This is a genomic window from Mesorhizobium sp. L48C026A00, from assembly GCF_000502375.1.
Classification (GTDB): Bacteria; Pseudomonadota; Alphaproteobacteria; order Rhizobiales; family Rhizobiaceae; genus Mesorhizobium; species Mesorhizobium muleiense.
On sequence record NZ_AYWU01000064.1, the window covers coordinates 1 to 8,894 of the forward strand.

Annotated in this window: 8 protein-coding genes and 2 pseudogenes; 6 read left to right on the plus strand and 4 right to left on the minus strand. The window is 59.6% G+C overall.

Annotated features, from left to right (window positions below):
• Positions 1–275: 275 nt before the first annotated feature.
• Positions 276–566 (plus strand): hypothetical protein, encoded by a 291-nt coding sequence (locus tag X738_RS89870; RefSeq protein WP_441295564.1) that lies wholly within the window; start codon positions 276–278, stop codon positions 564–566.
• 241 nt (positions 567–807) lie between these two features.
• Here X738_RS89870 and X738_RS79740 read toward each other — a convergent pair whose 3' ends face one another.
• On the minus strand, positions 808–1,053 hold the full coding sequence (locus X738_RS79740; RefSeq protein WP_023804098.1) for a DUF982 domain-containing protein: 246 nt from the start codon (positions 1,051–1,053) through the stop codon (positions 808–810).
• A gap of 460 nt (positions 1,054–1,513) precedes the next feature.
• On the opposite strand from X738_RS79740, the pseudogene X738_RS84165 reads away from it, so the two are divergent.
• From X738_RS84165 to X738_RS89505, 3 genes and pseudogenes are all read left to right on the plus strand, one after another.
• A pseudogene (locus tag X738_RS84165) lies at positions 1,514–1,993 on the plus strand (methyltransferase domain-containing protein); the annotation flags it as partial.
• 41 nt (positions 1,994–2,034) lie between these two features.
• Positions 2,035–2,586, plus strand: coding sequence for a class I SAM-dependent methyltransferase (locus X738_RS0145000; RefSeq protein WP_245277890.1), 552 nt, complete (start codon positions 2,035–2,037; stop codon positions 2,584–2,586).
• Positions 2,587–3,457: 871 nt separating this feature from the next.
• A complete protein-coding gene (locus X738_RS89505) occupies positions 3,458–3,652 on the plus strand; it encodes an Rmf/CrpP family protein (protein WP_373420508.1) in 195 nt (64 codons plus the stop codon).
• 155 nt (positions 3,653–3,807) lie between these two features.
• Here the strand turns inward: X738_RS89505 and X738_RS81525 are convergent, their stop codons facing one another.
• Complete coding sequence (locus tag X738_RS81525; protein WP_023804102.1) at positions 3,808–4,110, minus strand: nuclear transport factor 2 family protein; 303 nt, start codon at positions 4,108–4,110, stop codon at positions 3,808–3,810.
• A gap of 101 nt (positions 4,111–4,211) precedes the next feature.
• Here X738_RS81525 and X738_RS79755 point away from each other — a divergent pair.
• Both X738_RS79755 and X738_RS0145010 read left to right on the plus strand, forming a co-directional pair.
• Positions 4,212–5,124: pseudogene (locus X738_RS79755) on the plus strand (LysR family transcriptional regulator).
• A gap of 200 nt (positions 5,125–5,324) precedes the next feature.
• Positions 5,325–5,963, plus strand: coding sequence for a hypothetical protein (locus tag X738_RS0145010; RefSeq protein WP_031257116.1), 639 nt, complete (start codon positions 5,325–5,327; stop codon positions 5,961–5,963).
• A gap of 21 nt (positions 5,964–5,984) precedes the next feature.
• On the opposite strand, the gene X738_RS79760 is transcribed toward X738_RS0145010, so the two are convergent.
• On the minus strand, positions 5,985–7,649 hold the full coding sequence (locus X738_RS79760) for a DNA polymerase/3'-5' exonuclease PolX (protein ID WP_023804106.1): 1,665 nt from the start codon (positions 7,647–7,649) through the stop codon (positions 5,985–5,987).
• Between the two features lie 107 nt (positions 7,650–7,756).
• The coding region (ligD, locus tag X738_RS79765; protein WP_023804107.1) for a DNA ligase D at positions 7,757–8,894 on the minus strand (1,138 nt) is incomplete at its 5' end.

The following is an 8,894-nucleotide window of genomic DNA, read 5'->3' on the forward strand; positions in this document are numbered from 1 at the left end:
GCGGCGGGCCGAAAGAGAGCAGGCCGATGACATTCAGTCTCCCGCGCTGAACTTGGAGCCGGTTCGAGATCCGGACACCGGTCATGCGATCTCGCCAGTGGTTGCCGCGGCGCTGTGCATAAGCCGCATGGCCTGCTGACAGACCGGCAGGCAAGAAGGGTCGATGCCCTGAAGCAGGGATCTGATGCTTTCGCAGAGATGCGCCGCCTGGCGATGCGCTTCAACGGCATTCCTTCGCGGCAAGAGATCCGCACCACTGGACGCGTGGATCGAAGATGCGATCGACTCCGAACTCATTCCGATCATGCGGTTCGCCCGTGTTTTGCGCAGAGACACCGATGCCGTCGACAACTCCATCGAACTGCCCTGGAGCAACGGACAGGCCGAAGGCCAGATCAACCGGCTCAAGACCCTCAAGCGCGCAATNCTCCATCGAACTGCCCTGGAGCAACGGACAGGCCGAAGGCCAGATCAACCGGCTCAAGACCCTCAAGCGCGCAATGTACGGCAGAGCAGGTCTCGAACTGCCGAGAGCACGCATGGTGCCGCCGCGCCACGCAAAGTGAGGAAGAACCCGGTTAACTGCCAAGCGACAAAAGCCTTTCGGATCACATGAGGGTCAATCGGATCGCCCTCCGGTGCTGATAGGCAGAGGGTCCACGCCTTGTGCCAGCGAGGTCCTCTCCGGGTCCACCTCTTGGGCTGCTCAAGGGCTGCCCCCGCATTGTTGCAGCCATGCCTGACACCTTCCGTTTCAGTCTTCACGAACACCGGAGGGACGAACCAAAGGGTTGCCATGGATACCTCCTACTCAGGCAAGAGATATACGCTCGCCTCCTTGGCCGCCGCCTCAAAAGCTTCACGGACCTCTTGGGAGGACACTCTGCCCTCGAACGCGTCCACGCATGATTGGACCGCTTTCGTCCACCTCGGCCCCTTTGTGTCCCACGCCATGAGTTCCTCAGCGGCACCCTCGACGTGGCTGACCCCATAGCGCAGCCCAGGTCGGTCGGTCTTGACGTAGACCGGAGGGTGAAACCAATGGAGAGCCATGGGAGGGAACCTAGGCAGCTATGGGGTTGCATGAAGCCCGTCGAGGAAGAGGACGCGGGCCCATCGGGAGGAGACTGTCCGATCTTGCAAAGCAAGCCCGCGCCCCGAGGGGATTGGAAGGACGCGGGCTGACCGGATCGGAGGACTGAGACCCGATCTCTCAGCACCCGGACCAGTGCTGCGCGATTCAAACGTCCTGGTTCGGCCGCAGTTCCCGGACGGAAGACAAAAAACCCGCCGCACCTTTCGGAACGGCGGGCTTTCAGTCGTTCACCAGGCACGGGGGTGTGGGCGGAGGGCATGTGCCCGGATCGTAGGAAATCCTACGCTCGCCAGCTGCGTCGCGTCTACCAACCGCCGGTTGGCCAGGTTGCTTGTTTGACAGACGCGCGCTTATGATGGCTGCTTGAAGCGCCGATTGGGCCTTTTGCTGAGCGGTTCGTTGTGCGGGAGGGACGCTATGGCCGAGCAGGAGCAGTGGCAGCTGCAAGGCAGCGCCGCGGAACTCTACGAGCGCTACCTGGTCCCGGCAATCACAGCCCTGTGGGCTGCCGACCTGGTGGATCGTGCTGCGCCTCAATCTGGTGAGCGGGTTCTGGACGTAGCTTGCGGCACCGGCGTGGNCCTGTGGGCTGCCGACCTGGTGGATCGTGCTGCGCCTCAATCTGGTGAGCGGGTTCTGGACGTAGCTTGCGGCACCGGCGTGGTGGCACGCTCGGCGGCCGAGTGTATGGGAAGTGGGCAGGTCGTCGGCCTCGACATCAACACGGGCATGCTTGCCGTTGCTCGATCGCTCCCGAGAGGCGCTGGACCGCTCATCGACTGGCACGAGGGAAGCGCGCTCGAAATGCCGTTCCCTGACGCCACCTTCGATCTGGTTCTTTGCCAACTCGGACTGCAGTTTTTTCCGGACCGATCGAGTGCGCTACGTGAGATGTTCCGGGTNTTGCTCGATCGCTCCCGAGAGGCGCTGGACCGCCCATCGACTGGCACGAGGGAAGCGCGCTCGAAATGCCGTTCCCTGACGCCACCTTCGATCTGGTTCTTTGCCAACTCGGACTGCAGTTTTTTCCGGACCGATCGAGTGCGCTACGTGAGATGTTCCGGGTTCTGGTGCCTAACGGCCGACTGGCCTTAAGCGTTTTCAGCGCTATTGAGCATACTCCTGCGGCAAAGGCGCTGGCGGATGCCTTGGATCGGCATCTCGGTCCAGGCGCTTCGGCAACGAAACGGTCCGAGCATTCACTCGCCGATGCGGACGAGCTTTACCGATTGGTGGCCGGGGCGGGATTTCGTCAGGTGACCATCNACACGACGACACAGAACATCCGATTCCCCTCGTCAAAGGAATATGTGCGACTACAGCTGGCAGCGACTCCGCAGGCAGGGCTGGTCAGCGGAATGGATGCCAGACATCGGGACGCAGTCATCGCAGCGATTATGGGTGATGTAAGTTCCTCGCTGGCAATCTATTCAACTGGAGGGGAGCTGATGTTCCCCCAAGAGGCTCACGTCTTGCTCGCGCGCAAATAGCGCAGCTGACGGGCGCAACACAGGAATGTTTGGTGAGAAATTTCTGAGCGGGGGATCGGATTACCAGCTCGCGCGAGGACCCCCCCATGGCCCTAGCGCGCGCCTCGATCAGCCTCTCGCCCCCCGGCGCTGCTTTGCACTGGCAAATCCTAAGCGCCACCCAGGTGAATACTTAGGGCCCTCGTCTAATGCCGCGCAAAGGATCGACGATGGTTGACGGTTCGATGATGCTCTACGTTGCACTATTGGCCGGTTCAGCTGGCGTTGCCAGTGTATGGTTGTACAATCGGGATAATGATCTCGGCTTTTGGTGCTGCATGACATTGGCTGCTTGCGGCACCCTTGCATTGGTCCTTCCGGGGCAACATTAAGAGCGTTCCAGAACGGTGGCCCTGATGCTTTTGCATCATAAGTCTGCTATCGTGCCGGTGGTGGAAGGCGGGCACATACCATGCATTGGACATGGAGTTGGTGGCTCTTCGTTGTCGCGCTAATCGTGATGACGTTCATCAGCATGTTCTCACACGAAGCGATGAACGACACGAACACGACACGGCCTGACGAACGTGCCGACCATCCAAGCAACTTCGGGCACATCCTCTTAATTTCCTTGCTGGCTGGCGCGGCCTTTGCGTTCATAATAACTGCNCGTTTCTGCGATCCATCCTGCGAAGCCCAAATTAGCGCCCGGCCCGGCGAACGTGCCGACCATCCAAGCAACTTCGGGCACATCCTCTTAATTTCCTTGCTGGCTGGCGCGGCCTTTGCGTTCATAATAACTGCCGTGGTCGGTTTCCTCTTCTGACCCTTGAACCGTCTTTAACTCCGCGCGTATAGGTGCGCCTGGCGGAAAGCATAGGGAGGCACACACGTGGGCAAGCCCCACCCGAGAGACGAAGGCATAGACGCATACTGCCTAAAGCTGCCCCGATCGGCTTGCCCTTATCCCCTATTGACCAAAAAGCGACGCTCTTGGTTGCAAGGTTGGGACGAATCCAGAGCGATTGATGAAGAGCAGCAGGAGGCATGGTCGTTTCTGCGATCCATCCTGCGAAGCCCAAATTAGCGCCCGGCACGGCGAACGTGCCGACCATCCAAGCAACTTCGGGCACATCCTCTTAATTTCCTTGCTGGCTGGCGCGGCCTTTGCGTTCATAATAACTGCNGCGTGGCAATTCATCGAGCGTAAGAAAGCCCCAATCTACTGTTCTGGTCTTCCATTTAGCCGTCTATGATGTGAGTAGCGCAGCCGATCGGTCGTCCACCACACAAATTGAGGAAGACCCCGGTGACCTTGGCGATCACCCTCGTTCCATGCTCGTCGGTAAGGGCCTCGAGTGGCTCGGCGACGTGCCGATACCTGGCCTTCGAGTATTCCCACCAGCTGCCGATGGCATAGTGCCCGGAATGGGAGCGGCCCTCGTCATGTACAGCGGCGCTCGGCGCGAAGCAGGCCAGCAGAGCCTCGCAGTTGTTGTTCCGATCCGCTTCGAAATATGCCTGGATCGCCTGAGGCAGTTGCATCTCTCATCTCCTCTTGGGGATTGTTCGCTCCACAAGTAGGCGTATTCCGATGTTCGGATAATTGGGATAAATATGGATGTCGAATTGCGGAAAGTGGGATAATGCCGAGGCTTGGCTTCACGATCTGGAAGCTGTCGTAGCCGTTGCTCGCAGATCCTCTTTCCGCGGCGCGGCGCTTGAACTGGGAATGTCGACGACTGCCCTTAGCAATGCCGTCGGCAAGCTGGAGGCCCACCTTGGCGTTCGCTTGTTCAACCGAACCACCCGCAGCGTATCTCTGTCGGATGCCGGTCGCCTGTGCGTCGAGAGCGTCGGTCCTGCGTTGCAGGACATCCACGGTGCCATGGATGCAGCGCGCTCAAAGCAGGCAAACCCCACGGGAACGCTCCGCATCAATTCCTATGCCACTGCCGCGCGAGAAATCCTTTCACCCCTGCTTCTGGAGTTCATCAGGCGTTACCCGCAGGTCCATGTCGATCTGGTCACCGAGGGACGGCTCTTGGACATCGTCGCGGAAGGCTTCGACCTGGGCGTGCGTCGCGCCACCCTCGTGCCGAGTGACATGATTGCGATCTCGCTGGGTCGGCCGCAGCGAAATGTGGTCATAGGCTCGCCCGACTATTTCAAAAGCTGTGGTACGCCTTCCACGCCGACTGACCTCCTTCAACATCGGTGTATCCGTATCCGGCTGCCGAATGGCGCGTTCTTTCGCTGGCGCTTCGAGAAGGATGGGGAACCGCTATTGATCATGTGAAGGGACCGATGACTTTGGATGAGGCAAGCCTGTCCCGCGGCACGGTGCTCGAAGGCGTGGCACTGGGCTACGTAATGGAGCGTGACGTGCGCGAGGATATTGAGGCAGGGCGGTTGATCAGCGTTCTGAAGGAATGGATGCCGCCTTCCGACGAACTCTGCATCTATTACCCGGGACGACGCAATCCATCCGCGGCGCACAGAGCATTCGTTGAGCTAGCACGGGAACTCGGCTCAAAAGGCCGAAACACGGCTGTATAAGCGCGGTTCCGCTTTGCGCCTGATATCGCACTTTGAGATCAACTCTGCCGCTTCCTGTTAGCCGAAGTTGCAAGCGGCCCCGCTGATAATCGTGGTTGCGCCTTTAGGGCATCGTGGTTCAGACCGCTGGCGGATTAGAACTCATGTTGGCTTTGCGATCGGCTCATCGCTGCCGACAATCGGTGACCTATATAAAGGGCATGTCCACGCGCCGAAAAATCAATGCAACAGCGAAGCTGATTGGAGAGTGGCCTTTAACCCCGGCTGCAACGCTTGGATCGTCCGTCAGAGCGAGGGGTATTTTTCTCGAAATACGCGCCCGCCTTCCAATGGAGTTCAGGAAACTGCTCCATATCGAGTCCCGCGTGCTTACGCTGCGCCTGTCTGAGGACGCCGAGAATGATGTGCAGATGGTATTCGGGATCGTATCCAAAGCACTGCAGAATATCGAAGACCTGCCCGTAATCCCCCGTGAAATCGAGGACATTCTGACGATCTCGACGGCCGAACGGCACCGTTGGCTGAAAGATGGTCGCTTGCAGAGCGCCGGGACGAAAACGGTGAAACTCCGCGGGCGGGCAAGGAACATCACCTTTCACGTGTTCGACCCGCAGCACGTGGAGGATGTGCTTGACCGCGACCTGGTTACGGTCTGGCGCGAACAGGACGCAGCGACAGCTGCAGAGAATAGGCGGCGAGCCGCGGGGAAGGCCGCTATGAAACGTGCTCAAAGAAGCGGTCGCGGAACTGCAGCTTCAGCTGGCTATGGCCCCGATGAGAACTCGCACTCCAGTTTGCGCGGCTGGGAAGATTTTGAGAATGACGGACTCCTGCGCTGATAGGCCGGGCGCACAAGCAGGTTAGGACGTTTGCCTGCGCCGTGCGAGATGCGCAAGGAGGGCCGTCAAACGCATCGCGTTCAGGACCCGCTTCGCAGGGACACCGCCCTTGCGCGCCATCTCGACACCCCAATGCATGTGGTCGAGCTCGCGGATCGAGTGAGCGTCCGGATTGATGCTGAAGATGCAGCCCTGATCGAGTGCCTTTTGATGCCAGCGCCAGTCGAGGTCGAGTCGCCAAGGATGTGCGTTGATTTCGACAGCGACGCCGTGTTTCGCACACGCTTTGAGGACTTTGTCGACGTCGAGATCATAACCCGGCCGGCGCAACAGCTGGCGACCGGTCATGTGCCCGATGATTGTCGTCCGAGGATTTCCGATCGCCTCAATGATACGCTCCGTCTGTTCCTTCTTGGGCAACTTGAAGCGGCTGTGCACGCTCGCGACGACGAAATCGAACTGCTCCAAGATATGATTCGGGTAATCGAGCGAGCCATCCGCCAGGATGTCCGCTTCGATGCCCTTCAGTATGCGAAATTTTCCATTGTATACCTTGTTCAGCCGGTCAGCTTCGCGGTGCTGTTCAGCAATCTCGTGCAACGAAAGGCCGCCTGCGTAGTGAGCGGACTGCGAATGATCGGCGACACCATAGTATTCGAAACCGCGCTTGCGCGTGGCTTCAGCCATTGCCTCAAGCGTTTCGGTGCCATCGGATGCGGTCGTGTGAGAATGCAGGATTCCATGCAGATCTACATCCCGAACGAGGGCGGGTAACTTCTGCTTTGCGGCTCGCTCAATCTCGTCCCTGCCTTCGCGCAATTCAGGCTCGATAAACTGCAAGTCTAGAGCTTGGTAGATTTCTTCTTCTGTCGCTGACGCGATCAGCTTTCTCCCGCGATGAAGCCCGTCGCCGTTTAGAGTGAATCCCTTGTCGGCCGCGAACGTCTTCAGTTGCTCAAGGTGGTCTGCCGAACCGGTTGCTTCGAGCAGGCTCGCGCCAAAGTGCTTCCTGTCCGTGACAACAAGCCTGAGCGTCGTATCCTCGATTCCAGTCGTCGACTTTCTGCCCTGCGCTACCAGGGCGAAGTCGGAAACGAGCTCGCAACCGCGCCGGAAGTCACCTGCAATTTCGACGCGCGAAAACTCTGGATGCTGTTGCTTCACCGATATGACCGCATGTTCGAGAAGAGCGGCGGCCTTGTGCAGGTGAAGTTGCGTTTCGCCGCTTCGCACGATGGCCAGGTTCTGCAGGAGCTTTGTCTGAAGCGCGGCGCCGAGGCCTTTGACTGGGCGTATGCGGTCTTCTCTTGCTGCGGCCTCGAGCTCCGCCAGCGAGTTCACGCCGAGCGCCTGATGAAGCTTCAGTATCTTATCGGGACGAAGCCCGGGTATGGCAAACAGCTCCATCACGCCCGCTGGAACATCCTCGCGCAGCTTCTCAAGGCTTGGGTGCGTGCCGGTTTGGTAAAGCTTGGTCACGATGTCTGCGATCGCGTCACCAATCCCCGGGATCTTGGTGAGGGCGCCGGTGGCGATGATCCGATCAAGCGGCTGCGACAGCGCCGTCAGACTGTCTGCCGCGCGCAAGTAAGCCTTTGTGCGATAGGGATTGTCGCCGCGCATAGACGCCCGTTGCGCGTATTCCCTCACAAGACTGGCGACGGTCCTCGGATCGATTTTTGCCATGGCTTCAGCCAAACGAGGCCGATCTCCGCAGGTTCCAATCAGGCAAGGCCATGAGCGCCGCGTTGCCCTTTAAATCCCGGCTTTACTGCCTCTTGCCGCGTCGGACGCTACAGATTGGGCAAGGATTGGTCAGCGCGACCCCATCCCGCCAGAGCTTTGGAGGCTGCGCGTTTCTTTAATTCAGGAGCATCGCCCACGTGGAAATGAGAGGGCGCATCTATTGTCTTCATCTCTGCCCACGTAATCGGTGCCGCGACAGGGGCGCCCGGACGTGATCTTGCGCTGTAGGGCATGATCGCGGTCGCCCCGCGCTGATTGCGTAGATAGTCCACAAAGATGCGACCCTTGCGGCGCGCCTTTGACAACACGGCCGTGAAATGGGCCGGATCTCTCTGGGCGACCGCCTGCGCCAGGCGAGACGCGAAGTCCTTCACCTCTGGCCACTCGGCGCCAGGGGTGAGGGGCGCGATGACGTGCACTCCTTTGCCTCCCGTCAGCATCGGGAAAGTCGTAAGCCCCAGCGATTTAAGGATAGCGCGGAACTGAAAGGCAGCGGCGCGGACGGCCTCAAAATCGAGGCCGTCATCGGGGTCGAGGTCGAACACGAGGCGGTCGGCCTTTTCGACATCCTCGATCCGAGCCCCCCATCCATGCAGCTCAATCGTTCCCATCTGGACGCAAGTCATCAGTCCGTCGGCATCGTCGACATAGAGATAGGGTTCCTCGTGCCCGTCCTTCTCCGTGATGCCGACGTGGTGGACTTTGTCGCCAAAGCTGCCGGCATCGTGTTTTTGGAAGAAGCACTTCTTCGCGCGGCCCTGTGGGCATCGAACCAGACTGATCGGCCGGCTGCCAACCCAAGGAAGCATGATCGCCGCGACCGCTGCGTAATGGTCGGCGAGCTGTCCCTTGGTGATGTTGGACTCCGGATAGATGACGCGGTCACGGTTACTTATCGCGATGGCGGTTGTCGCAGACGCGGCGAGATCGGCTGCATGACGTTCCGTCTCGAGCACGACCGCCTCCGGCTTCTTGTCTTCGCGGAGACCAAGATAGCTCGGATGTCGTAACGTCCCTTCATTTGTCATTTCGGTGAAGGCAATCTCAGCGACCAGTTTCGGACGGAGCCAGTGTGCGCCGCGCACTTCGGCGCGTGGTGCGTCGACGGTCGCGGCCTTCTGCTCAAGCGGCGCCATGATCTTCAAGAGACGAAGAAGTTCAGCGGTATCGAAGCCGGTGCCGACT

What these genes read in the sequence shown, in the direction of transcription:
- X738_RS79740 (WP_023804098.1), bottom strand. Translation starts at nt 1,053, where the DNA reads ATGGCTCTCCATTGGTTTCACCCTCCGGTCTACGTCAAGACCGACCGA.
- X738_RS79760 (WP_023804106.1), bottom strand. Translation starts at nt 7,649, where the DNA reads ATGGCAAAAATCGATCCGAGGACCGTCGCCAGTCTTGTGAGGGAATAC.
- X738_RS81525 (WP_023804102.1), bottom strand. Translation starts at nt 4,110, where the DNA reads ATGCAACTGCCTCAGGCGATCCAGGCATATTTCGAAGCGGATCGGAAC.
- X738_RS0145010 (WP_031257116.1), top strand. Translation starts at nt 5,325, where the DNA reads ATGTCCACGCGCCGAAAAATCAATGCAACAGCGAAGCTGATTGGAGAG.